Source organism: Lacticaseibacillus sp. 22 (assembly GCF_055413445.1).
This window is the reverse complement of sequence record NZ_JBVAYD010000011.1, coordinates 35,041-60,602: the sequence shown is the minus strand read 5'-3', so window position 1 is coordinate 60,602 and position 25,562 is coordinate 35,041. Positions and strand designations below refer to the sequence as shown.

At 47.3% G+C, this 25,562-nt stretch carries 14 protein-coding genes and 1 tRNA gene; 14 read left to right on the top strand and 1 reads right to left on the bottom strand.

Annotated features, from left to right (window positions below):
* Positions 1–168: 168 nt before the first annotated feature.
* From ACWP87_RS07170 to ACWP87_RS07160, 3 genes are all read left to right on the top strand, one after another.
* On the top strand, positions 169–1,635 hold the full coding sequence (locus ACWP87_RS07170) for a peptide MFS transporter (protein WP_005687714.1): 1,467 nt from the start codon (positions 169–171) through the stop codon (positions 1,633–1,635).
* A 47-nt stretch (positions 1,636–1,682) separates the two neighbouring features.
* Positions 1,683–2,516, top strand: coding sequence for a metallophosphoesterase (locus tag ACWP87_RS07165; RefSeq protein WP_005687716.1), 834 nt, complete (start codon positions 1,683–1,685; stop codon positions 2,514–2,516).
* Between the two features lie 101 nt (positions 2,517–2,617).
* Positions 2,618–2,698: transfer RNA gene (locus ACWP87_RS07160), tRNA-Tyr, on the top strand.
* A 115-nt stretch (positions 2,699–2,813) separates the two neighbouring features.
* Here the strand turns inward: ACWP87_RS07160 and ACWP87_RS07155 are convergent.
* A complete protein-coding gene (locus ACWP87_RS07155; RefSeq protein ID WP_014569796.1) occupies positions 2,814–4,304 on the bottom strand; it encodes a helix-turn-helix domain-containing protein in 1,491 nt (496 codons plus the stop codon).
* Between the two features lie 274 nt (positions 4,305–4,578).
* On the opposite strand from ACWP87_RS07155, the gene mabA reads away from it, so the two are divergent.
* From mabA to ACWP87_RS07100, 11 genes are all read left to right on the top strand, one after another.
* Entirely contained in the window at positions 4,579–11,595 is a 7,017-nt protein-coding gene (gene mabA, locus ACWP87_RS07150; RefSeq protein WP_331323204.1) for a sortase-dependent adhesin MabA, read from the top strand.
* Positions 11,596–11,850: 255 nt separating this feature from the next.
* Positions 11,851–13,836 carry a S9 family peptidase gene (locus tag ACWP87_RS07145; RefSeq protein WP_014569794.1) on the top strand — a complete coding sequence of 662 codons (1,986 nt, stop codon included), beginning with the start codon at positions 11,851–11,853 and terminating at the stop codon, positions 13,834–13,836.
* 2 nt (positions 13,837–13,838) lie between these two features.
* The gene (gene proC, locus ACWP87_RS07140) at positions 13,839–14,636 is read left to right on the top strand and encodes a pyrroline-5-carboxylate reductase (RefSeq protein ID WP_014569793.1); all 798 of its coding nucleotides are present in this window, start codon (positions 13,839–13,841) and stop codon (positions 14,634–14,636) included.
* Between the two features lie 97 nt (positions 14,637–14,733).
* The gene (gene nagA, locus ACWP87_RS07135; protein WP_005685381.1) at positions 14,734–15,879 is read left to right on the top strand and encodes an N-acetylglucosamine-6-phosphate deacetylase; all 1,146 of its coding nucleotides are present in this window, start codon (positions 14,734–14,736) and stop codon (positions 15,877–15,879) included.
* A gap of 25 nt (positions 15,880–15,904) precedes the next feature.
* Complete coding sequence (locus ACWP87_RS07130) at positions 15,905–16,606, top strand: GntR family transcriptional regulator (RefSeq protein ID WP_005685382.1); 702 nt, start codon at positions 15,905–15,907, stop codon at positions 16,604–16,606.
* A gap of 500 nt (positions 16,607–17,106) precedes the next feature.
* Positions 17,107–18,570: a nicotinate phosphoribosyltransferase gene (locus ACWP87_RS07125; protein WP_029944041.1), complete on the top strand. Its 1,464-nt coding sequence runs from the start codon at positions 17,107–17,109 to the stop codon at positions 18,568–18,570.
* 13 nt (positions 18,571–18,583) lie between these two features.
* Positions 18,584–19,780 (top strand): serine hydrolase domain-containing protein, encoded by a 1,197-nt coding sequence (locus tag ACWP87_RS07120; RefSeq protein ID WP_014569791.1) that lies wholly within the window; start codon positions 18,584–18,586, stop codon positions 19,778–19,780.
* On the top strand, positions 19,780–20,607 hold the full coding sequence (gene nadE / locus ACWP87_RS07115) for an ammonia-dependent NAD(+) synthetase (protein ID WP_005685386.1): 828 nt from the start codon (positions 19,780–19,782) through the stop codon (positions 20,605–20,607). The genes ACWP87_RS07120 and nadE overlap by 1 nt, the downstream gene beginning before the upstream one ends.
* 111 nt (positions 20,608–20,718) lie before the next feature.
* Positions 20,719–21,879: a serine hydrolase domain-containing protein gene (locus ACWP87_RS07110; RefSeq protein ID WP_005685387.1), complete on the top strand. Its 1,161-nt coding sequence runs from the start codon at positions 20,719–20,721 to the stop codon at positions 21,877–21,879.
* Positions 21,880–22,392: 513 nt separating this feature from the next.
* A complete protein-coding gene (locus ACWP87_RS07105) occupies positions 22,393–25,056 on the top strand; it encodes a cation-translocating P-type ATPase (RefSeq protein ID WP_005685389.1) in 2,664 nt (887 codons plus the stop codon).
* A 57-nt stretch (positions 25,057–25,113) separates the two neighbouring features.
* Positions 25,114–25,551: a hypothetical protein gene (locus ACWP87_RS07100; RefSeq protein ID WP_005685390.1), complete on the top strand. Its 438-nt coding sequence runs from the start codon at positions 25,114–25,116 to the stop codon at positions 25,549–25,551.
* Positions 25,552–25,562 lie beyond the last annotated feature (11 nt).

The window sequence follows — 25,562 nt, the reverse complement described above, 5'->3', positions numbered from 1 at the left end:
CTAGGTTTGAAAATGCTATGAAGGCATAGAAGTCTCAGTCATGTTTGCGGTTTCATTTGTCTTCATGCCAAAATACCTCTATAATGATTACTTATCAATTGACATTTTGAGGGAAGTGTCATGAGAGCAGCTAGGAGGATCATTTCCTAGCGAGAGGATGTATTTCAATTGGATAATTCAAAGAACCGCACGTTTATGGGTCATCCCCGCGGGCTATTAACGCTGTCGATGACCGAATTCTGGGAGCGGTTCAGCTATTACGGTATGCGGGCGATCTTAATCTACTACATGTACTATGCGGTAGAAAAAGGCGGTCTGGGATTCGACCAGCCCACAGCCTTATCGATTATGTCGATTTATGGATCACTGGTTTATTTAAGTGCCACAATTGGCGGGTTTATCAGCGATCGCTTGCTCGGGTCGCGGCGAACTGTCTTTTGGGGCGGTGTCCTCATCATGCTCGGACATATTGTGTTGTCTTTGCCAATTGGCGCGGTGGGGTTATTTGGCTCCATTGTGCTGATTGTTTTAGGGACGGGACTACTTAAACCAAATGTATCGGAAATGGTTGGCAGTCTGTATCCTGAAGAAGATTTGCGCCGGGACTCCGGTTTCAGTATCTTCGTCATGGGGATTAACTTCGGGTCGTTGATTGCACCGATCTTTGTGCCGTGGATGGCCGACAAGTTTAACTTCCACGCTGGTTTTTCGTTGGCAGCGATCGGTATGTTTATTGGCCTGATCTTTTATGTCATCGATGGGCGTAAATATATTAATCCGGCTGACAATACGGCGCCTGACCCGTTAAAGCCGGAAGATATTCGGCCGCTGGTGATGCGCGTCGTGGGTGCGTTGGTGGTTGTCGCGGTTATTTTAGCCGTGATGGCAAGCCTAGGTGCTTTGACGATTGCAAACGTTATTAGTTTGATCACCATCGTTGCGATCGGCTTGCCGGTTTGGTACTTTATTTTGATGATCCGCAGCAAAAAGGTGACCAAGACTGAGCGTTCACGTGTCATTGCGTATATCCCGCTGTTCTTAGCCGCGATGATCTTTTGGGCGATTGAGGAGCAAGGCTCAGTTGTTTTGGCTTTGTTTGCGGCCCAGCAGACTAAATTGGACTTTGGATTCTTTAAAATCCTGCCTGGAAATTTTCAGACGTTGAATCCGTTATTCATTCTGTTATATGGTCCATTATTTGCCTGGTTATGGATGAAACTCGGTAAACGCCAACCGACCTCGCCCAAGAAATTTTATCTGGGCTTGATTTTTGCCGGCGCGTCGTACTTATGGATGGTCATTCCGGTCCTGTTATTTGGCAGCAGTGCTAAGGTTTCACCTTTGTGGCTGGTGATGAGCTGGGCAATTGTGGAAATTGGCGAAATGCTGATTTCACCGGTTGGACTTTCAGTTACGACTAAATTGGCGCCTAAAGCTTATTCATCGCAAATGATGAGCATGTGGTTCTTAGCTGATGCATCGGCGCAGGCCGTCAATGCGCAAATTGTGCGTTTCTATACACCAAGCCATGAAGTTGCCTATTTTGCTGTCGTTGGCCTGGTTTCAGTTATCTTTGCGATTGTACTGGCCTTTTTCACGCCGCGCATTGAAAAGCTGATGCAAGGGGTTAATTAAGCGGGTGATAGGCTGGCGCGCACCGGTAAATTAACGGAGGTGTGGTGATGGTAAAAGTTGCGATCAGCGTGGATAATCATTTTGACGTTAATCATGTTGATGGTTTCGAAATGTTGAAACACCAAGCAGCCTATCTCGTTGAACATGGCTATCAAGTCTACGTCAATGCCGGTGATACGTATAACGATTTCACAAAAACGCTGGCGTACTATCAGGCATTGCAACGGGAAGTCGGCGATCAAGTGATTATCCGCTTTTTAGCTGGTAATCACGACATGGTTAAGGGTGCGACCTATGCTGAAATTCAGTCAGATGTTGACCCGCTTTATTTACACGAAAAGTTTTTGTCAGTCCCGGGAACGAATGCGGTTATCGTTGGAAACAACGGTTGGTATGATTATTCACTTGCGCAACTTGGAAAGTCGAAAACGTCGGCTGAATATGCGCAGTGGAAGCGAGCGTTTTGGATCGACAGCGCCATTGACTCACCGATAAGTGACTTAGAGCGGATGCAGCGGGTGCTTGATACCACCAAAGCGGCTTTGGTGGCCAATCGCGGCAAACGGATCATTTATGTCACGCATTTTGTTCCGATTCTCGGTGCGATGGTGTACGCAGTTGATCGCCGGTCATGGCAGATGGCTACCGCGTTAATGGGATCGGCAAAACTAGGCGATCTGTTGACAAATCGGGCTAGTGCCGTGGTGTTTGGTCATGAGCATTTTCGCGATGCCCCTAAGCTGCTAGGCAAGACAACTTATTATCATCAACCGCTGGGCTATGGGCTTAAACGCCTTTTTGAATGGCAAAGTACAGACTGGTTGACGGAATGGCGCGACACATTAGTCACATTGGAAGTGCCCGCAGCTTTGACAGATTAAGCAAAAAATTAAGTATCGGAGGTTATAAAAACTACCTGAAAATGGTTGATTTTTATAACCTCTTTTTGTACACTATTAAAGTTGATTTATATCAATCGCATGGAGGAGTAGCGAAGAGGCTAAACGCGGCGGACTGTAAATCCGCTCCTTCGGGTTCATAGGTTCGAATCCTATCTCCTCCATTTCATAAATATCGGATTGACATCAGACCGATCAGAAGCAAAAAGTCGTTTGACATAGCGATTTTGTCAAACGGATTTTTGTATGCGTTCGGTTCCGTGAAAAGTCGTTGGGAGCTTACGATACGGAACTTTCCAGACTTTTGGCATTAATAATCCGATTATAAGCAGCCAAAATATTATCGAAGTCTTCCGGCGTGGGATGAGGCTGAATGGCGACCACCTGGCAATTTGGCAAATTGAGTAAGGGGAGATTGGTAATGATCAGGTCAAATTGGCGGGCAACGGTTTTTAACTCTGCTAAGGTACTGGCCGGGACAAGCTCGAGTTTGAGGTTCGAACGTAAATGGTAATTGAGTTCATTCAGCAAAAAGTGACTATGCTCAAAACTCGTATTGAAGAAGAGCCCGGTTCGGACTTTCGGGGCTTTTTGCTCTAATTGCAGCGGCAGCGTCTCCCATGATGTCACCAAAGTAAATAACAGTTTGGTGATGAAAGCATCATCAATTCGAACGTTGACTTTTTCATTTCTCAGTGCAGTAACCAGTGTCTGTCTGGCCTGACGAATAAAAGTCTTGCTAAATTGGTTCATGCTCGCAAAGAAAGCTTCGCTCGGACTGTACAGGATTTTTGTCGGACCCCACGTATATTCGATGGCGTTATACAAGCGCAGTAGAACTTGTTCGCGATTTGGTAACGATAGATGTTCAGTTGCAACGACCATGTCAAGAAAATGCGTAAGTGCGCGATGGATCGCGCGAATTTCAGCATCCTGATGTGTTTTAGTGAGCAGATCGGCGTAAGACCAAGCATTTCGAGGATTAAAAAAGAGATAGAACAGATGCGAGAAAACTAATGAGGAGCAGTCAATCTTATAGCAGCGTGCAATTGATTGGCGCAGTTCTGGCGAGAAGGTTGCATTTTCGATTGCCGGGGTCGCATTTTCAAACGTGTGCCCGCGACTGTTGCGTTTGAGGCAAACGAAGATCGTCGCGCGTAACTTGTTGATAAAAGAAAAAGACTGGTATCTGGGGGTTGTCAGTGTCGGATAATGTGCGAAAAACTCTGAGATGATAGCAGCAATTAGTTTTAATTCATCCTGTGGCAGAAAATCATCGATAAACCAATATCTCTCTAGTAAATAAGTGTAATAAAAAAAGTGGATTTTCTTTTCATCGCCAATAATATCTAGGGTTTGCGTGTCAATATGAAATCCATAGTGCGGTAGAATCTGGTTTAAAACTTGCATATGTCGTTTTAATGTTGATTCACTAATGAAAAGTGCTTCGGAAAATTGAGCAATTGATAAATAATGGTGCAGAAAAATTTGCTCTAGTATCAAAAAACGCGTTGACTGACGATAAATAGCTGCATAGATATATAAGGGATTATGGGCTGAGTCATAAGCCAATCGAATTCCATAGCGTTGGCTACTTTCGATTTTTGCCGGGGCAATATATTGATTGATGGTACCAATATTTTGGCGGATGGTGCGTGCCGGGATCCGGGTTTCTTCAGCCACCTGCTTAATGGTCACCCATTCCTTGTCAAGCAGAAAACTAATGATTTCGTAGTGCTTGAGCAGGCTACTTTCCAATAGTTCTTCCATAAACTTACCTCCCCAAGTAGGTTGTTACTATCAAAACTTGCCTAACGTTAGGCAAGCTTTGAACTAGAACCAATCATTGATTTATTTATACTAATGACATATTGCATAAGCATTGCTTGGTTCACCATAAATTATAAAGTGATAATGCTTGTTGTTTCAATTATTAAGAACTCGCCTTTCAAAATGTAATAATTTATATCAAATATTTTGAGAATGGGTAGGGTTAACTTAATTGTTTGCTGTTTTGGGTTCAATAAAAGGGAGGCATGTTGAAGTGAAAAAGGGGAGACTGATATTACTATTAGCCACGGGACTGATTTCAATTGGTCTTTGGGATTCAAGCGGTGTCGTATTGGCAGCGAATAAGCCCCAGGCTGGTGATATCCATTTGGGTGGTGCCGATGGTTCGAGCTATAGGAAGCTTATAAATAGCATCACATTCCAATATAGCAACGACGCCGTGGTATATGACGAAGGTACGGATACCTTCAAAATTCCAATTCGGTTCGGCTCGCTTGAATCAGATGGCTTGGATCGGTATTTGGAGTTTGGGTATTCGTTTAACGATGCCTTAGAAGGAAAAATCAAGCGGGTTGTGATTTCACCTGATGGGCTGGTCCCAGCGGTTATTACAAGTCTTAACAAGAACAGAGAATTTGCACGGCGCTGGGATGGTAGTGATGGTAAAAGCGTTAGTCATCAACTAGGTGGACGAGCAGATGCCGTCATCTACATGCAGGCGCATAAGATTATGCCCGAGGATTGGATTGCTGTTCGGATGGAAACCAATCGGATTGAAGGGAAACACCCTATTCATCCAGCATTTCGATCCACTCGCATTCTTGAGTACAACGATTTTGGTCCTGCACTCAACGCCAAACTTTTAGAAGCCATGAAGAAAAAGGCGATTGATGACACGGCCAAGGATCCTAAACCGGTTCAAGAAGAAGTTAAAGAAAAAGTCGACCCAATCACGGTTGACGAGGACTTTGACAAGCTCATTCAGGAAATCGTTTTAAACGCGCATAAGGAACAGGCTAAACGAGATATTGATGCCGAAGCCGCCAAAGTCAGCGCTGAAATTGAGCAGGATCCGACTTTAACGGCAACGGAAAAGGCAAAGCAAAAAGATGGCGTTGCAGCCGAAGCAACCAAGGCCAAGGCGGCAATCGACCAAGCGCAAACCGAAACAGGGGTTCAGCAGGCGCGAGATGCCGGCATTGCAGCAATCGATGCCCAACATCAGCCTGGAACCGGACTCAACGTGCGCCGAGAAGAAGCTAAGCAGGCGATTGATGCCGAAGCGGCTAAAGTGACTGCTGAGATTGAGCAGGATTCAACCTTAGCTACTAGCGAAAAAGCGGCCCAAAAGCAAGGAGTTGCTGATGAAGCCGCGAAAGCCAAGACGGCGATTGATCAGGCCCAAACGATTGAAGCCATCGATAAAGCTAAAGATGATGGGATTAAAGCAATTGATGCCCAACACAAGCAAGGCGCTGACTTCGATACGCGTAAAGCTCAAGCTAAAGACGCAATTGATGCCGAAGCGGCCAAAGTCAAGGATGCTATTGATCAAGACCCGACTCTGACGGCCAAAGACAAGACGGCCCAGAAGCAAGGCGTTGGTGATGAAGCGACCAAAGCTAAGACTGCCATTGATCAAGCGAAGACCATTGATGGGGTGATCCAAGCGAAAGATGATGGCATCAAGGCAATTGATGCCCAACATCAGGCAGGTACCGATTTGGCGACCCGCAAAGATAGTGCTAAACAAGCGATCGATGCCGAAGCGGCCAAAATAACCGATGCCATCAACCAAGATGACACGCTAACCAGTACCGAAAAGGACGCCCAGAAGCAGGCAGTAGCTGACGAAGCGGCTAAAGCCAAAGCAGCGATTGACCAGGCTCAAAACGCAGATGCCATTCTTCAGGCCCAAGCTGATGGGATTAAAGCCATTGATGCGAAACATCAAATTGGTGCAGATTTAGATACCCAGAAAACCAAGGCTAAGCAGGCAATTGACAAGGAAGCCGCCAAAGTTTTAACGGCAATTGAGCAAGATCCGACTTTGACCAGTGCTGAAAAAAAGGCGCAAAAGCAAGGCGTTGCCGATGAAACTGCTAAAGCCAAGACCGCAATTGATTCGGCGCGGAATGCTGATGAAATCGCCAAAGCGCAAGCAGATGGGATTAAAGCCATCGATGCGCAACATCGGCTGGGAATGGATTTAGCTAAGCGTAAAACTGATGCACAAGCGGCCATTGACGCTGAAGCTGCCAAAGTTGGCGAAGCGATTGATCAAGATCCTACTTTAACGAGCCAAGAAAAGGCGGCCCAAAAGCAGACCTTTGCTGCTGAAGCAACCAAGGCTAAAGATACCATCGCCAAAGCGCAGGATGCCGATGGTGTTATTCAGGCTGAAAAAGCAGGCATTCAAGCCATTGACGATGGGCATCAATCAGGTGCACTTTTAGATACGCGCAAAGTTGATGCTAAAAAAGCCATTGATGCCGAAGCTGCTAAAATTAATGACGCCATTGACCAAGATGTCACGTTAACCAGCGCTGAGAAAGCCACTCAGAAGCAAAAAGTTACGGATGAAGCAGTCAAAGCCAAGACAGCGATTGACGCAGCTAAAAATGCGGACACCGTTGATCAGGCTAAAGCATCAGGCATCCAAGCCATTGATGCCGTCCATCAAAGCGGCACGCTTTTAGACACTCGCAAACAAGATGCCAAAAAGGCGATTGATGCGGAAGCAGTTAAAGTCATTGCAGCTATTGGCCAAGATGTGACCTTGACGCAAGCGGAAAAACTAACGCAACAGCAAGCAGTCGCTGATGCAGCAACGCAAGCTAAGGCTGCTATTGATGCTGCCAAGAATGCCGATGCGGTGGACCAAGCCAAAGCGGATGGTATCAAGGCGATTGATGCCCAACACCAAGCCGGGTTGGCGTTGAACGAACGCAAAGAAGCAGCCAAAAAGCTAATTGCGGAAACCGCTGATAAGGTGCAGGCTGCGATTGGTCAGGATGTGACGCTGACTGCGACCCAGAAAGCAGTGCAAAGACAGGCGATTACCGTGGAAGTCACTAAAGCCAATCAAGCCATTGATGCGGCTGGCAATGCTGACGCGGTCGATCAAGCTAAAAATGCGGGAGTTAAAGCAATTTATGACCAGCATCAATCCGGTCAGGCACTCGCAGATCGGAAGCGTGATGCCAAACAGGCGATTGATGCCGAGGCGGCAAAAGAAACAGCTGCCATTGATCAGGATGCAACTTTAACCGCGAATGAAAAGGCAAGCCAAAAACAGGCGGTTGCCGATGAAGCGACTAAAGCCAAAGAAGCGATTGATGCGGCTAAGCAGGCTGATGCAGTCGACCAGGCCAAGAATGACGGGATCAGAGCGATTGACGCCCAACATCACGCTGGCCAAGCAGTTGCCGATCGTAAAGCCGCTGCTAAGCAAGCCATTGATGCCGAAGCGGCTAAAGTAACGGGCAACATTGATCAAGATGAAACCCTCACAGCGACAGAAAAAGCGGCGCAAAAACAGGCAGTTGCAACCGAAGCCGATAACGCGAAGCAAGCGATCGACAAAGGGCAAAATGCTGACGCCGTCGACAAAGCTAAAACAGACGGCATCAAAGCGATTGACGCTCAGCACCAGTCTGGGCAGGCAATTAAAGCGCGCCAAAATGACGCCAAGCAGGCTATTGATGCTGAAGCCGCAAAAGTAACCAAAGCGATTGACCAAGATCCAACTTTAACCGCCGCTGAAAAAAAGGCACAGAAGCAAGCAGTCACAGATGCGGCAACTAAAGCTAAAGCTGCTATTGATGCTACGTTAGTGGCCGATGCGATTGACCAAGCTCTGGCTGACGGGATTAAAACCATCGATGCCCAATACCAAACTGGTATAGCATTGGATAAGCAAAAGGCGGCGGCCAAACAAACAATTGATGCCGAAGCAGCCAAGGTTAGTGAAGCAATTGATCAGGATGTCACTTTGACAGCCGACCAAAAGGCTACACAAAAGCAGGCAGTGGCAGATGAAGCAACGAAAGCAAAAGCGGCCATTGACCAAGCCTCTGACGCCGATGCGGTGATTCAAGCAACAATTGATGGTATTGAAGCTATTGACGCGCAACACCAGTCCGCAACGGCACTTGACAAGCAAAAGCAGCAAGCAAAACAGGCCATTGATGCTGAAGCGGCCAAAGTAAGTAAGGCGATCGATCAAGATGTGACGTTAACGGCAACGCAAAAAGCTGACCAGAAGCAGGCTGTGATCGCTGAAGCAGACAAAGCCAAAAAGACTATCGATGCAGCTGGCAATGCTGATGGTATCAAGCAAGCTGAAAGTGATGGGATCAAAGCAATCGACGCTCAGCATCAATCCAGTCAGGCACTCGCAGATCGGAAGCGTGATGCTAAAACTGCCATTGATGCCGAAGCGGCAAAAGAAACAGCTGCTATTGATCACGATGCCACCTTAACCGCGAATGAAAAGGCAAGCCAGAAACAGGCGGTTACGGATGAAGCAACTAAAGCCAAAAAAGCGATTGATGCGGCTAAGCAGGCTGATGCAGTCGACCAGGCCAAGACTGACGGGATCAAAGCGATTGACGCCCAACATCACTCCGGGCAAGCTCTTGACGATCGTAAAGCCGATGCCAAGCAGGTCATTGATGCTGAAGCAGCCAAGGTGACGGCAGCGATTGATCAGGATAACACGTTGACCAAAGCCCAAAAAGCTGCCCAGAAACAAGGGGTTGCGACAGAAGCCGACAAAGCTAAGCAAGCCATTGATGCTGCCGGGGATGCCGATGCTGTAGATCAAGCAAAGACAGCCGGGATTCAAGCCATCGATGCTCAGCACAAAGCCGGTAAAACCATTGATAGCCGTCATGATGACGCTAAGCAAGCGATTGATGAAGAAGCGGCTAAGGTGATTAAAGCGATTGACCAGGATCCAACTCTGACCGCTGCCCAAAAAGAAGCACAAAAGCAAGCGGTAGCAACTGAAGCCGATAAAGCTAAAAAAGCAATTGACGCTGCAGGCGATGCGGATGCTGTAGATCAGGCAAAAACAGCCGGCATCAAGGCTATCGATGAGCAACACAAGTCAGGACAAACAGTTGATGCACGAAAAGAAGATGCCAAAAAGGCCATTGATGCTGAAGCCGGTAAAGTTACTGATGCAATTGATCACGACGCCACTTTGACGGCTGCTCAAAAAGAAGCGCAGAAGCAGGCAGTTGCTGATGAGGCTGATAAAGCTAAAAAAGCGATTGATGCAGCTGGAAATGCGGATGCTATTGATCAGGCAAAATCTGCTGGTATCAAGGCAATTGACGAACAACACAAGTCAGGACAAAGCATCGATACTCGTAAAGATGACGCTAAGAAAGCTATTGATGGAGAAGTTGCTAAGATAACTGATGCGATCGATCATGACCCAACACTGACCGATGCTGAAAAGGCAACACAAAAGCAGGCCGTCATCGCTGAAGCTGACAAGGCCAAGAAGGCAATTGATGCAGCCGGTGATGCTGATGCCGTTGACCAGGCACAAAAGGCTGGCATCAAGGCGATCGACCAGCAACACAAATCCGGGCAAGCACTAGCAATCCGGAAAGATGCTGCTAAGAAAGCCATTGATGAAGAAGCTGCTAAAGTAAGCGAAGCCATTGATCATGATGTAACGTTGACGGACAGCGAAAAGGGCACTCAGAAGCAAGCTGTTGCTGACGAGGCCAAGAAAGCTAAGCAGGCGATTGATACTGCCGACAATGCTGATGGCGTTGATCAAGCAGTGACCAAAGGCATTCAGATCATTGACGCGCAGCACCAGTCCGGCCAAGCGCTCACCGATCGTAAGGCTGCTGCGAAAAAAGCCATTGATGCCGAAGCTGCAAAGGTAGGCCAAGCTATTGAGCAGGATCCAACACTGACGGCAACAGAAAAGAAGCGTCAAAAACAAGCCGTTGCAGACGAAGCAACAAAGGCCAAAGCGGCGATTGATACTGCTGCTAATGCTTCAGCGGTTGACCAAGCAAAAAATGCCGGTATTAAGGCCATTGATGCTCAACACGTCTCTGGTAAAGCTTTTGACTTAAGCAAAGACGAAGCCAAGAAAGCGATTGATGCTGAAGCTACCAAAGTTCAAGGTGAAATTGATCAGGACCCGACTCTGACCGCTACTGCCAAGAAACAGCAAAAAGAAGCAGTGACGACAGAAGCCGGTAAAGCAAAACAGGCAATTGATCAGGCTAAAAATATCGAGGAGGTTACGACCGCCAAAGACGAAGGCATCAAAGCGATTGATGCGCAACATCAGTCAGGACAAGCAGTTGCAACACGTAAAGACGATGCAAAGAAAGCAATCGACGACGAAGCTGCTAAAGTGACCGAAGCAATTGATCATGATTCGTCATTGACTGATGCTGAAAAGAAGGCTCAGAAACAAGGCGTTGTAACAGAAGCTGACAAAGCGAAGAAAGCGATTGATGCAGCTGGCAGTGCCGATGCAGTCGATAAAGCCAAAGACGCCGGTATCAAGGCAATTGATGCGCAACACCAGTCAGGACAAGCAGTTGCAACCCGTAAAGATGACGCTAAGAAAGCCATTGATGAAGAAGCTGCTAAAGTCATCAAGGCAATTGATCAAGATCCAACATTGACTGACGCAGAAAAAACGGCGCAAAAGCAAGCAGTTGCAACAGAAGCTGACAAAGCGAAAAAAGCCATTGATGCGGCAAAAGGTGCCGATGCAGTAGACAAAGCCAAAGCAGCTGGTATCAAGGCAATTGATGCCCAGCACCGCTCCGGTCAAACCATCGCGGCGCAAAAAGATGCGGCCAAAAAGGCAATTGACGACGAAGCTGCTAAAGTCATCAAGGCAATTGATCAAGATCCAACATTGACTGATGCAGAAAAGGCAGCGCAAAAGCAAGCAGTTGCCGCAGAAGCTGATAAAGCAAAGAAAGCGATTGACGCAGCTGGTAACGCTGATGCGGTGAACCAAGCCAAAGTAGCTGGCATTAAGGCAATTAACGACCAACATCGTGCCGGCAAGGGACAAAAGGTCACCAAAGCAACACCTTTGCCAACGACTAAGGCACCTGAGAAGCCTGCAGCACCTAAAACAAAAGTTATCACCTCAACAGAAGGCAACCTTCCGAAAACAGAGGAGCAACAATCTCTGTGGATGGTGATTCTAGGTGCGTTGCTGAGTCTGTTCTCAGGATTGTGGTTCGCCAAAAAGAAAGCATCACATTAGGCGTTGAGATCAAGGTTCTTAAGCTCAAGAAGTCGCAGTTATGAATGATAGGGAAACCTCATCATAGAAAGTTGATTTTCGGAAACTGACAGCCGGCAAGTGAGACGTTTTGTCTCATTTGTCGGCTGTTTTGCTGGCTATACCTGTCGATGATTTTTAAATATTTGATTCATTTTTAAATTCAGCGGTCCAGTTGATTGACATGGTATAGCCCAACCGCTACGCTTAAAGCATGACAAAGAAGGGTGTGAGTGTATGGCAATTGCAGCAACGGATCTTTTTAAATTGGTATCGCTGTCGTATCCAATTGCAACAAATCGCGGTTTTTTTGTTCAGGAGAATCGAATTTCAGAAGAAGATAATACTTATTATCAACGCATTTATTTGGTCAATCGCCGCGGCCAAAAAACGACTTACGGGTTTGATCAGAAGCACGATCGTCATCCGCAAGTCAGTCCGGATCAGCAATGGCTGGCTTTTCTTAGTCAGGCAGCTGACAAAACAACGCAAGTCTTCCTTCAGCGGATTGACGGGGGTGGCGCGCAGCAGTTTTCCAATGAAAAGGAAGGCGTGACCAATTTTGGCTGGCAACCTGACAGCAAGGCACTCTTGCTGCAGACAACGGTAGGCGCTAAACCGCAATCATCAGAGTCGGACGCGAAAAAGCCGCAACCGGTAACGGTCACTCGCGCCCCGTATAAGCTGAATGGTGTTGGTTTGCTAAAGGAAAATGTTACTTATGAACTGCGAATACAGCAACGGCGGCAAAAAACCAGCCACCTGGTTATGAAACGGCAACATGATTTTGACTTGGGAGCGATTTCGCCTGATGGACAAAAAATTGCTTTTGCAGCCGAGCGGTTACCGGATGATCCTAATGATTTTAGTCAGGCGACTTATTTGTTCGATTTGACGAGTCAAAAAATCACAATGGTCAATGAACATTTACCACAAGCGGCACTGTCTCCGGAGGCGTTTTCGGCTGATGGGCAGCAGCTGCTGTTGGTGGGATCGGATAATCATTTGCCAAATGTCTCGCAGGATCATCTGTGGCACTATGATTTAACCAATCATGAATTGCAAGACGTTGCCGATGATGTAGATTTTGACATTCCCGGTTATGTTAATAGTGATTTTCAGCAGGATCTGTCCGGTAAAGTGGCCGATTTTGTGACGGCAGATTATTATCTGGCTCGTGGTTTCGATCATGGCAAAATGAGTCTGTATGCTGGCGGGCCTGACGAGCGGTTGACGCCTTTGATTGATGGTCGGCGTCATGTGACGGACTTTGCATTGACACCAGATCATCGTGGGGTGGTTTTCACTGAGAGTACGATGACCATTCCGAGTCGGCTGGTTTATTTTGATTTGGCATCGGAAGAAGAGCAGGTTCTGTATGACCCGAATCGTCAGGTAACACGTCACTTGGGCTTGGTTACGCCTCAAACGTTTAATTTTCAACGAGACGGTTTTGAGATTGAGGGCTGGTATTTTCCACCGCAACAGGCGTCATCCTCGCATCCGGCAATTTTGTATGTCCATGGCGGCCCGGCAGTCGGATATGGCTATACCTTTTTCCATGAAATGCAATATTTGGCAGCAAAAGGCTATGGCGTGATTTGTCCGAATCCGCGTGGAGGGTTAGGTTACGGCGAGGCATTTACGGCCGCTGTCATTAAACATTACGGGCAAGGCGATTATGAAGATTGCTTGGCTGCGGTTGATGAAGCGCTAAAGCTCGATACAACAATTGATCCGCAACGTCTATTTGTCACTGGCGGTTCTTATGGCGGGTTTATGACTAACTGGATTGTGACCCATACGCATCGTTTTAAAGCAGCGGTAACCCAGCGTTCGATTTCCAATTGGCTGAGTATGTATGGTACCAGTGACATCGGTTATTACTTTACACCGTGGGAACTAGAAGGAAAGTGGACTGGCGATTTGTCAGATGTGCAAGGGCTTTGGGATTTTTCACCATTAGCTCACATTGATCATGCCAGAACACCGACGCTTGTGATGCACAGTGAAAATGATGAACGCTGCCCCATCGGCCAAGGCGAAGAGTTCTACATTGGCCTGAAACTGCATGGTGTTGAAACCAAGTTCATGCGTTTCCCAAAGTCAAATCATGATTTGTCCCGCAGCGGGTTGCCGAATTTGCGAGTGGCACGATTGCAGGCAATTGTGGATTGGTTTGACGCCCATCAAGCACAACCGCAGATGGCTAAAGGAGAATAAGAATGACAATTGGATTTATCGGTGCCGGTAATATGGCGCGGGCAATGATAAGTGGTTTATTGGCTAAAAAGGCAGTTGCACCAACAGATATTGTCTTACATGGCGGCCAGCCGCTTCATTATGAACCATATGCCGCCAAAATCGGTGCAAAAGCATTGGCCAGTAATCAGGCAGTTGCGGAGACTGCAGATATCGTTTTTCTGGCAGTATCGCCAAAATTAGGCGAACCGATTTTACAAGCGATTGGATCAACGTTAAAAAAACGGCATGTTCCGGTTGTCTCGATGCTAACCGGTGTTTCCGTGGCGACACTCGAGGAGGCATTAGGCAGTCACGATCAACCGGTTTTGCGGATTATGCCGAATGTTAATGTTGCGATTAATGCCGGGATGATTGCTTATGCGGCTAACGATGCGGTGGCTGGTCAATTAGATGGCCTTTTGGATTTGTTGAATGTCTTAGGAAAGACCATGTCCTTGCCTGAGGAACAGTTTTCAACGTTTGTCGCTTTAGCTGGTTCATCTCCGGCGTTTATCTATTTGTTTATTGATAGCCTGGCGCGCGCGGGGGTCAAATATGGTCTGGAGAAGGATCAGGCAACGGCTATCGTTGCTCAGGCGGTGATGGGCAGTGCCAAAAATGTTCTCGCCAGCGATCAATCGCCCTTTGATTTGATCGATCAAGTGTCTAGTCCGGGTGGTACCACAGTTGCCGGGTTGTTGGCGATGGAAGAGGCTGGACTCATGACTGCGGTTGTCAAAGGCGTTGATGCAACGATTGCCAAAGATCGTCACGGTTGATCAAGGTGGACGACCGGTTAGCCAACTTGCAAGTCTGGTCTATACCGGTTATACTAATTGGTGATATTCGGGACTTTAAATAATTAGGAGTGGTATTGTGACGGTTACGGTATTGAAACATGCAACGATTTATACAGGATTAGAACGGATTGAAGACGGGTACATCCGCTTTGATGACAAGATTTTGGCAGTCGGCGATATGTTTGATTATCAAGCACAGGCTGGCGAACAGGTCGTTGACGTTCAAGGCAAAACTTTGATACCAGGATTCATTGATGTTCACGCACACGGCGGCTATGGGTTTGATGCCATGGATGGCGATGCTGATCAGATCGATCAAATGGCAACTAAAATGATGACTCATGAAGGGGTCACCACCCTTTTTGCCACCACCATGACGCAATCGACTGAAAACATTGATAAGGCGATGCGTGGGGTCAAACAGGCAGCGGAACGCAATCGCATTATTCAAGGCGTTCATTTGGAAGGTCCGTTCATCAGTAAGGTCTTCAAAGGGGCACAACCAGAAGAATATATTAAGAATCCTAATATTGATCTTGTCAAACAATGGCAGGAACTGTCTGGCGGATTGGTTAAGCTGATTACGTATGCACCTGAAGATGAAGGCTCGCGTGAATTCGAAGACTACCTTTTGGCGCATAACATTGTGCCATCAGTAGGGCACAGCAATGCGACGCGGGAACAAATGCTGGCAAGTAAGGCGACCCACGTCACTCATTTGTACAATGCCCAGCGTGGTTTGCGGCATCGTGAACCCGGCGTTACCGGCCATGCGATGTTGGAAGATAACATGTATTGTGAACTCATTTGCGACGGCTTCCACATTGTTCCGGACATGTTACGGCTCGCTTTTGATCAAAAAGGACCGGAACGCATCGAACTGGTAACGGACTCCATGCGTAGTAAGGGTATGCCAGAAGGTAAGAGTGAATTAGGCGGCCAAACTGTTTATGTTAAGGATAAGCAGGCTCGCTTAGCCGATGGGACACTTGCCGGTTCCGTTTTGATGTATAAGGATGCGTTTAAAAATGCTATGAGCTTCATGGACGCTTCCTTATTCGATGCAGTTGAAATGTCCTCTGTCAATCAAGCCCGTGAATTTAATCTCACTTCAAAGGGAACACTTGAAGTTGGTAAAGATGCAGATATTAATATGTTGGATCGCAATCATGATTTGATCGCGACCTACAGTTATGGTGAGAAACACGATACGGAAGCTTAAACCATAAAAAGAGGAGGTGATGAGGATGGATGTGCCAGTTTATATTCAAATTCATAACGCCATTCGTGCTGATATCGAAGCCGGTAAATGGCGGGTAGGCGATCGAATTCCGTCTGAACGCGATTTAGCCGTCACGTTTAAGGTGTCGCGGATGACACTGCGGCAAGCCATTCAAACGCTGGTGGATGAAGGCATTCTGGAACGGCGGGTTGGTTCAGGGACGTATGTGGCCAATCAAAAGGTCCAGGAAAAAATGTCCGGTGTGACTAGCTTTACGGATCTGATGCAGGCTCAAGGCAAGGTGCCTTCCAGTAAAACGGTCTCGTATCATGTCGCCCAACCGACAAGTTCCGAAGTGGAGAAGCTAAAACTTGCGCCTGCTGAACAGGTACTGCGGATGGAACGAATTCGTTATGCCGATAAGGTACCGATCAGTTTCGAAACCGCAGCGGTGCCTTACGATCTTGTGAAAGGTTTTACCAAAAAAGAAATGACAGCCAGCTTTTACCACACACTGGAGAAAAAAGGCGGTTATGTTCTTGGCGGCGCACAACAAACGGTCAGTGCGATGTTGGCTAGCGAACGAATTTCTGAATACTTAGCCATCAAACGCGGCGATGCCATTTTACGGCTGCGTCAAGTTTCATTTCTCAAGGATGGAACACCGTTTGAATATGTACGTACTCAGTATGTTGGCGAACGGTTTGAATTTTATTTAGAGCGTTAAAGTAATGAATTGGTCTAAGGTCAGAAAGCAGAAGTGATTTTGTTTTCTGGCTTTTTGGGGTTGGGGTGGAAGGAAAAGTTATTTGCTGAAATGACTTTGCAAAACTCTGAGCTCGTGTGTAAGGATCCTATAGGTTGGTGGGTTGGCCTACTCCAAAGCGCGTTCGCCGGCGCAGAGATCTGCGTGTAATGACCTCAGACGCAATGGCCAAAAGCGGGCCCTCACGCCTGAAGCCACTTGTGTTCTAGCTTACGCCCATAACGCGCTCACCGGCGCAGAAACCTGCGTGTAAGGGCCTTAAGCGCAATGGCCAAAGCCCGGCCATCACGCTTAAGGCCACTTACACTCCGGTTTCTAACCGCGCCGGTTCGCGCTCAGGGCCGGGTTCACGCTCTGCAATTAATGCCTACTTAGTATATAATCAATAGCTATATTATTAAATTAAATGCTCAATGCTTAACGATAGCTCCTATTAGGATGTCTCTGGAAGGGGAAAGATGATGACCACACAATTGGGTGAAGGATTGACACTCCACACCGATTTTTATGAATTGAATATGATGAACACTTTTTTTGAACGTGGAATCAGTGAACGTCATGCTGTTTTTGAAGTTTTCTTTCGTGAGTTGCCTTTTGGTTCGGGATTTGCGGTTTTTGCCGGGTTAGAGCATGTGATTGATTACTTGAATCATCTCAAGTTCTCCGAATCCGACTTGGCTTATCTTCAGTCTCAGACCAATTATTCGGATGCGTTTATTGATTATTTACGTCATTTTGAATTTACCTGTACCGTTCGTTCGGCGCTGGAAGGCGATTTGGTTTTTAATAATGAGCCGATTTGGCAGATTGAAGGTCCGCTGGCACAGGCGCAGTTGGTCGAGACCGCGGTTTTGAATATGATTAATTATCAAACGCTTGTGGCAACGAAAGCAGCGCGGATTCGTAGTGTGGCTGGCGCTGATCCGCTCATGGAATTCGGGACGCGGCGGGCACAGGAGACAGCGGCAGCTTTGTGGGGTACACGGGCGGCGTATATTGGTGGGTTTAATGCCACGAGCAATGTCTTGGCGGGTAAGGAATTTGGCATTCCGATCATTGGCACTCATGCCCATTCTTTAGTTCAGGCATATGGCAACGACTATGAGGCTTTTAAGGCTTATGCCGAAAGTAATCGCGACGTGGTCTTTTTAGTTGACACTTATGATACGTTACGATCAGGCGTGCCTGCTGCGATCAAAGTCGCTAATGAGTTTAAAGATCGAATCAATTTTCTCGGCGTGCGCATCGACAGTGGGGATATGGCGTTTATTTCCAAGCGTGTTCGGCAGCAGTTAGATGATGCCGGTTATACTTCTGCCAAAATATACGCTTCAAACGACCTTGATGAAAACACCATCCAAAATCTGAAGATGCAAGGCGCCAAAATCGACATTTGGGGAGTCGGAACTCGCCTCATTACGGCTTATGATCAACCAGCGTTGGGTGCTGTGTTTAAGCTGGTATCGATTGAAGACAGCACTGGGCAGATGCACGATACGATCAAACTGTCTAATAATGCAGAAAAAGTTTCGACGCCTGGCAAAAAACAAGTCTGGCGAATTACGCGGCGTGATGATGGCAAGTCTGAAGGTGATTATGTAGCACTGGCAGACGAAGTGATTGATCCAGAGCGTAGTTTGTATATGTTTCATCCGAATTTTCCATATATCAATAAGACGGTTAAGAATTTCGAGGCCAAGCCGTTACTTCAACTTATTTATGATCAGGGGAAGCAGGTTTATCAAACCCCGCCGCTAGCCGAAGTTCAAGCTTATGCAACACGCAGTACCAACGCGCTGTGGGATGAGTATCGGCGAATTTTGAATCCACAAGATTATCCGGTTGATCTATCGCAGCGGGTTTGGGATAACAAGATGGATTTGATTAAAAAAGTGAAGTCTGCAGTGGCCGATCGCGAAGAATAATCGAGGAAATAGCGTGAGACAGACAAAAAAGCGGCGTTGGGGCCGGTGGCTGTTGTTAGGCCTTGTTATTGGGGTCATCGCCGGCATTGCGATTTATGGCAGTTATGATTATTTGTATGTTCGTCCGCAGATAGCCGCCAAGGAAGAGCGTGCGCGGCGTCAATATGAAACCGAACTGAATCGCCATCGCGCAATTGAGCAGCGGCTGCAAAACCAGGCAAAAGCCGATACCGGTACCACTAATAAATTGATGCAGCCGGTTGACGCGCCGGATGCCAAGCCGCTATTGGCAAAATTGCAGGCGGCGCATTTTAGCGGGACGGTTTTGATGATGCGCAAGGGTAAGGTCATACTTAATACCGGTCTGGGTTATGCGGATGCAACCTCGGGGCGTTTAAACGGTCCCGAAACACTGTATCAAATTGGCTCAATTCAAAAAGGGCTGACGGCAGTGCTTTTGATGAAACTGGTTGAACAAGGCAAGGTGCGACTATCCGATCCGATCGGTCACTATTTTACCGGGATTCGTACTGGCAAGAAGGTGACATTGCGAATGATGCTGGATATGCGCAGCGGGCTAACGCTACCTCGTGCGCAACCGGCAAAACTTTCCGATGCCGGCATTGTTCGCTGGTCAATTGCCAACTTGAATTACGAAACACCTCGGTATGATTATCAACCGGTTAATTTTGTGTTATTAGCGGGTGTCATTGAAAAAGTTACCGGCCGCTTATATGCTGATTTGATTCAACAGGAAATTTTCAAGCGGCTAGCCTTGACTCATTCAGGATTCATGCCTGAATTATATCGTGAACAAAATCAGGCTTTTGGCTATAATGGTCCCAAGGCTGATCCGTATTCGAAGCGTTATATCGAGCCAGCGTTGAGTTATAACCGCGAGTTGGGCACCGGTAATATTTATGCTAGTGCCGGTGACTTATATCAGATTATGGCCGGAATTAACCAAGGTAAAATTATTAGTCGATCCGCCGTCATGCAATTACGCGATTTAAGTCAAGGTCAATATACAGCCGGGGTTTATAATTTTGGCAGCTACACATTGACGCATGGCGTTGTGGCAGCACACTCGGCGGCAACGGTGATGGATAGTAGCGGGCAGAATGCAGTGGTTCTCATGGCTAATGCCGGTCAGATAACGCGGGATCTCGCGCAAAGTCTATTTCTTGATATGATTAAAGGAGTGAAATAATGCGTCCATTACAAGCAGAAATTATTAAAGCATTAGGTGTCAAGCCAACGATTGATCCGGAAAAAGAGATTCGCCGGAGTATCGATTTTTTAAAAGCCTATCTCAAGAAGAATACCTTTTTAAAAACTTATGTCCTTGGCATTTCCGGTGGGCAGGATTCGACGCTTGCCGGAACGTTAACCGAAAAGGCGATGCAGGAGATGCGGGCAGAAACCGGTGACGATACTTATCAGTTTGTAGCAGTGCGCCTGCCTTATGGTGAACAAGCTGATGAAGCGGATGCGATGGCGGCCATCGAGTTTATGCAAGCCGATGTGGTTAAACGGGTTAATATCAAACCAAGTGTTGATGCGATGGTAAGTGCTGTTGAAGCCAATGGTGCGGCTATTTCTGATTTCAACAAGGGCAATATTAAAGCCCGGATGCGCATGATTGCTCAGTATGCGATTGCCGGCAACATGGCAGGGGCCGTGATCGGAACAGATCATGCAGCTGAGGCCGTCACTGGTTTTTATACCAAGTTTGGCGATGGCGGTGCGGACCTGACCCCACTTTACCGGTTAGACAAACGGCAAGGCGCGGCATTGTTGAAGGCGTTAGGAGCACCTGCTCATTTGTATCAAAAGGCGCCAACAGCCGACCTTGAAGACAATCGCCCGGCCTTGCCAGATGAAGTGGCGCTTGGGGTTAAGTATCACGATATTGATGACTATCTTGAAGGCAAACAAGTTAGCGACCAAGCTGCTGAAACCATCGAGCGTTGGTACCAGAAGACTGCTCACAAACGACATTTGCCAATCACTGTTTTCGATACATTTTGGAAATAACCCAAAAAACAGCTAACTTCAATGAAATTTTTGCTTTTATTGAGGGTCGTGGCTGTTTTTTTGTCTGCTTTTAAGGTATCTTTGATGAGCAATAAATGGGAGGATGAAAACGTGTTGCATCGTCGAAAAATGATTTGGGTAGGCGTTGTTTTGGGGTTGGCAGCATTGCTATTAGGTGGGACTGTTCTTGGCTGGCAGCAAGATCATTCAGCTTCACAACGTCAGGCACGGGTCAAGCCATCAAAGTATCGTGAAAAAGTAACGCGCAAAGATACGGCCAAGACACAAGCAGCGTTATTTGACGAAAAATTGGATCGTTCGGTTGAAACCAAAGCCGGCCAATCTTTTTCAGAGGCCTTGACCAATGACAAATTTATCGGCAGTGCCTTGGTGATTCAACATGGTAAGGTCATCTTCAACGGTGGTGTGGGTTACGCCGATCAAGCATCGCAGCGGCTTAATGGACCGACGACTTTGTTTCAAATTGGCTCGATTCAAAAAGCGATTACCGCAGTTGCCGTGATGCAGCTGGTTGAAGCTGGCAAGTTACGATTAGACGATCCGGTTAGCAAGTATTTGTCAGGCATCCAAACTGGCGATCAAGTAACATTGCGGATGATGATTGACATGCGCAGCGGTTTTGCCCTTAAGAAGTATCAACCTGCCGTGATGGGTGATATGGATATTATCCGTTGGGCCATTGCCAACATGACCTATTTGCCACAACAAAACTATGCCTATCAACCGGTGAACTATCTTTTACTAGCCGGTGTGATCGAGAAAGTCGCTGGGCGATCCTATGAACAACAAGTAAAAAACGATATTATTGAACGCCTAAAGCTCAAGCACACCGGCTTTTTACCGGCGATGCTGACAGATTCAAACCGTTCTTTGACGTATACAGGTCCCGTCACCAATCCTTATCAGACTTTTATCGGCGAACCGGAGTTATGGTATAACCGCGAGCTCGGTACCGGCAACATGTATACGACGACGGGTGATCTTTATCGGCTATTGCGCGGGATAGACAGCGGCAAAGTGATCACTTTGTCCACTTTGAAGACGTTGCGCAACCGTGACGATGGCGTTTATACAGCCGGCATCTATAATCATCAAGATTTTTATTCAACTCATGGCGTTGTCGCTGGTCAAATGGCATCGACTGCAATCAGTCACGATGGTCAAAATGCGATCATCCTGTTAAGTAATTACAATTCACATGCGCTAAATTTGCATGATCTGGCAGTGCATTTATTTCAAACGTTGGGGTGAGTGAGCTTGATTAAAATTGAAAGGATCTTAGCCACAGTGATAAAGTCCGGCAATCATGCCTGAGGTCGCTTTTTTCTAGCCTACGCCCATAACGCGCTCACCGGCGCAGAAGTCTGCGTGTAAGGACCTTAAACGCAATGGCCAAACCCGGGCCATCACGTTTAAGGCCGCTTTGTCCTGTTTTATGCCCATAACGCGCTCACCGGCGCAGAAGTCGGAGTGTAAGGACCTTAAACGCAATGACCAAACCCGGGCCATCACGTTTAAGGCCACTTACACTCCGACTTCTAACCGCGCCGGTTCGCGCTCACTACTCAGGAACTTGCGTAAGCCTGCCTAGACCTGATATACTTTACTCAACATAGGGGAGTAACTAGCAGAGCATATCTGCGACAACGTCACCAACAAGGCTATGTCTGGTGTTGTCTTAAATAGTGAGACTTATGGATCTACTGCTGGTAGGCCATAAGTCTCTTTTTGGCTACCGGCCCAAAGAAAGAAGGAGGCACTATTTTGGCAAAGAAACCGCCATATGCATTAAGCAGTCAAGAAGTTTTGCAAGAAGAAAAAACGCAATTGACTGGACTATCTAAGGAAACCGCTCAGACTCGGTTAAATGAAAATGGGCCAAATGAACTCGCCCAGGCTGAAAAGAAGAGCATGTTGGCGCGCTTTTTGGATCAGTTTAAGGACTTCATGATTATTGTCCTGTTAGCTGCTGCTTTGATTGCCGGGTTCTTATTAAGTGAATGGGCCGATGCGGGTATTATTCTCGCGGTCGTCTTATTGAACGCGGTTTTTGGTGTTTTCCAAGAAAGCAAAGCTGAAGAGGCCATTGATGCGCTTAAAGAAATGTCCACTCCTAACGCGCATGTTCGCCGGGGTGATCAAGTACTCACGATCCCTAGCAGCCAGCTGGTTTTAGGTGACATTGTGTTGCTGGAAGCTGGGGATGTGGTACCTGCTGATTTACGGTTAGTGGAAAGTGCTAATTTAAAGATCGAAGAAAGCGCACTGACCGGTGAAAGTGTGCCGGTCGATAAGACCACCGAACCATTGACGGGTGCGGATGTTGGTATTGGTGACCGGACCAACATGGCCTTCATGAACAGTAACATCACCTATGGCCGCGGGGTTGGCGTTGTGGTCGCAACCGGGATGCAAACCGAAGTCGGCCGGATTGCCGGTATGATTAATTCTGCCGAGGAAACAACCACCCCGCTGCAAGAAAATCTTAAGAGTCTTGGGAAGACGCTGACGGTGATGATTCTTGTTATTGCTGTCATTGTGTTTGCAGTCGGGATTTGGCGTAATGCCGCCAGTTTACCGGAGATGTTCCTGACCGCGGTTTCGCTGGCTGTTGCCGCTATTCCGGAAGGGTTGCCGGCTATTGTCACGATCATTTTGGCATTGGGCACTCAAAAAATGGCAAAGCGGCATGCATTAGTGCGTAAACTGCCAGCAGTTGAGACTTTGGGTAGTACCGACATCATTGCCAGTGATAAAACCGGAACACTGACCCAAAACAAAATGACGGTTGAAAAAGTTTATTATGATGGCCAGTTGAACGCTGCCAGCGCAGGTATCCACGGTGGCAATCCTTTGATGACCATCATGAATTTTGCCAACGATACGCAGGTTCAAGATGATGGTCAATTATTAGGCGATCCGACTGAAACAGCGCTAGTTGCTTATGGTAAAACCCAGTCCTTTGATCTTACTAAGGAACTTGCTGCAGAACCGCGGATTGCTGAAGTACCGTTTGATTCCGAACGTAAATTGATGACGACGCTTCATCGCCGCCCGGACGGCAAGATTCTGGTTGCCACGAAAGGCGCACCGGACGAATTGCTTAAGCGGGTGACGAATTTAGCCACCGGCGATAACGTTGCGCCTCTGTCTGACAGTGAACGCGATGCCATTTTGAAAGCAAATAAGGACATGGCGACCCAGGCTTTGCGAGTATTGGGGATGGCTTATAAGGTGATTGATGCGGTTCCTGAAACCGTTGACTCAGAGACCGTTGAGCAACAGCTGATCTTTGCGGGGCTCGTCGGGATGATTGATCCGGAGCGGCCAGAAGCACAAGCGGCGGTTGCGGAAGCTAAATCGGCTGGTATTCGGCCAATGATGATTACCGGTGATCACCGCGACACGGCCGAAGCGATTGCGGTTCGTCTTGGCATTATTGATCAAGGTGATGATGCTGCCGTTATTACCGGTGCCGAACTTGATCAACAAAGCGATGAAGAATTTGCTAAGAATGTCGGCAAATACAGCGTGTACGCACGGGTTGCACCAGAGCATAAGGTTCGAATTGTGAATGCTTGGCAGAAAAAAGGCAAAGTGGTTGCCATGACCGGCGATGGGGTTAACGATGCTCCTGCGTTAAAAGCAGCTGATATCGGTATTGGCATGGGTATCACCGGGACAGAAGTTTCAAAAGGTGCTTCGGACATGGTGTTGGCCGATGACAATTTTGCAACGATTGTGGTCGCAGTTGAAGAAGGCCGAAAAGTCTTTTCCAACATTCAAAAGGCGATTCAATATCTCTTGTCGGCTAACCTTGGTGAAGTTTTGACCTTGTTCATGATGACAATGTTAGGCTGGGATATTTTAGCGCCGGTTCACATTCTTTGGATTAATCTGGTGACGGATACCTTCCCGGCGATTGCACTTGGGGTGGAACCGACTGAGCCAGGGATTATGAAGCAAAAACCGCGCGGGCGAAAATCCAACTTCTTCTCTGGCGGCGTGGGTCCGGCCGTGATTTGGCAAGGGATTCTTGAAGGCTTGTTGACATTGGGCGTTTACTGGATTGCTATCACTTATCCGGTCCATAGCGGTGAAGCGGCGATGCATGCGGATGCTTTGACCATGGCTTATGCAACTTTAGGCTTGATCCAACTCTTCCATGCTTTTAACGTTAAGAGTATCCATCAAAGCCTGTTTACAGTGGGTGCATTCCGGAATAAAGCATTCAACTGGGCTATTTTGGCATCCTTCCTGTTGCTGGCAGTGACGATTCTGGTTCCGGGCTTTAACGGGCTTTTCCATGTCACCACCCTTGATTGGCATCAGTGGATAACGGTTCTTGGCGCGGGCGTGTCGATGATTGTGATCGTCGAAATCGTGAAGGTGTTTGAACGCGCCCGGCGCCGACGTTTGGCTAAATAAAAAAGGTGGCAGGTCAGCAATGACAACCACGTGCTTAAGAGAGGATTCGTGCTTTTCATGAATAAGCAACAAATGAAGTTGGCGCATTATGGTTCGACCATTAATGATGTGGTGGAACAGATTCAGGCTAATCAAGATAAAATGGCACCATTGTTCGAACCGTTGCGAAAAGCAATTGATGCGGATCAGTTAGCTGAATATGATCGGGAGACCTATGAGGATACTCAGGTCGTTTTTCGTGAAGGAACCGCTCAGTACCAAAAGTTATTAACTCGGTTGCAACAAGTGGCAGTTCCGGCGCGACTGGCTGGGCCGCATCGTACGTTGGTTCATGACTTTGCGGCTTTTACCGCAACGTGTGAAGCAATGACTGCCAGCTTAAAACCTGACTTAGAAGTAGATGTTCCCGCCTTTAATGCTTCAGAAAAGGCGCAGGATGAGACGATTCAGAAATTTACCAAGCAGATTCAAAAAATCTCGCTCATCTTGCAATGATTTTTCTTGAC

Coding starts and splice junctions, on each gene's coding strand:
- ACWP87_RS07165 (WP_005687716.1), top strand. CDS start 1,683: ATGGTAAAAGTTGCGATCAGCGTGGATAATCATTTTGACGTTAATCAT.
- ACWP87_RS07155 (WP_014569796.1), bottom strand. CDS start 4,304: ATGGAAGAACTATTGGAAAGTAGCCTGCTCAAGCACTACGAAATCATT.
- ACWP87_RS07145 (WP_014569794.1), top strand. CDS start 11,851: ATGGCAATTGCAGCAACGGATCTTTTTAAATTGGTATCGCTGTCGTAT.
- proC (WP_014569793.1), top strand. CDS start 13,839: ATGACAATTGGATTTATCGGTGCCGGTAATATGGCGCGGGCAATGATA.
- ACWP87_RS07130 (WP_005685382.1), top strand. CDS start 15,905: ATGGATGTGCCAGTTTATATTCAAATTCATAACGCCATTCGTGCTGAT.
- ACWP87_RS07125 (WP_029944041.1), top strand. CDS start 17,107: ATGACCACACAATTGGGTGAAGGATTGACACTCCACACCGATTTTTAT.
- nadE (WP_005685386.1), top strand. CDS start 19,780: ATGCGTCCATTACAAGCAGAAATTATTAAAGCATTAGGTGTCAAGCCA.
- ACWP87_RS07100 (WP_005685390.1), top strand. CDS start 25,114: ATGAATAAGCAACAAATGAAGTTGGCGCATTATGGTTCGACCATTAAT.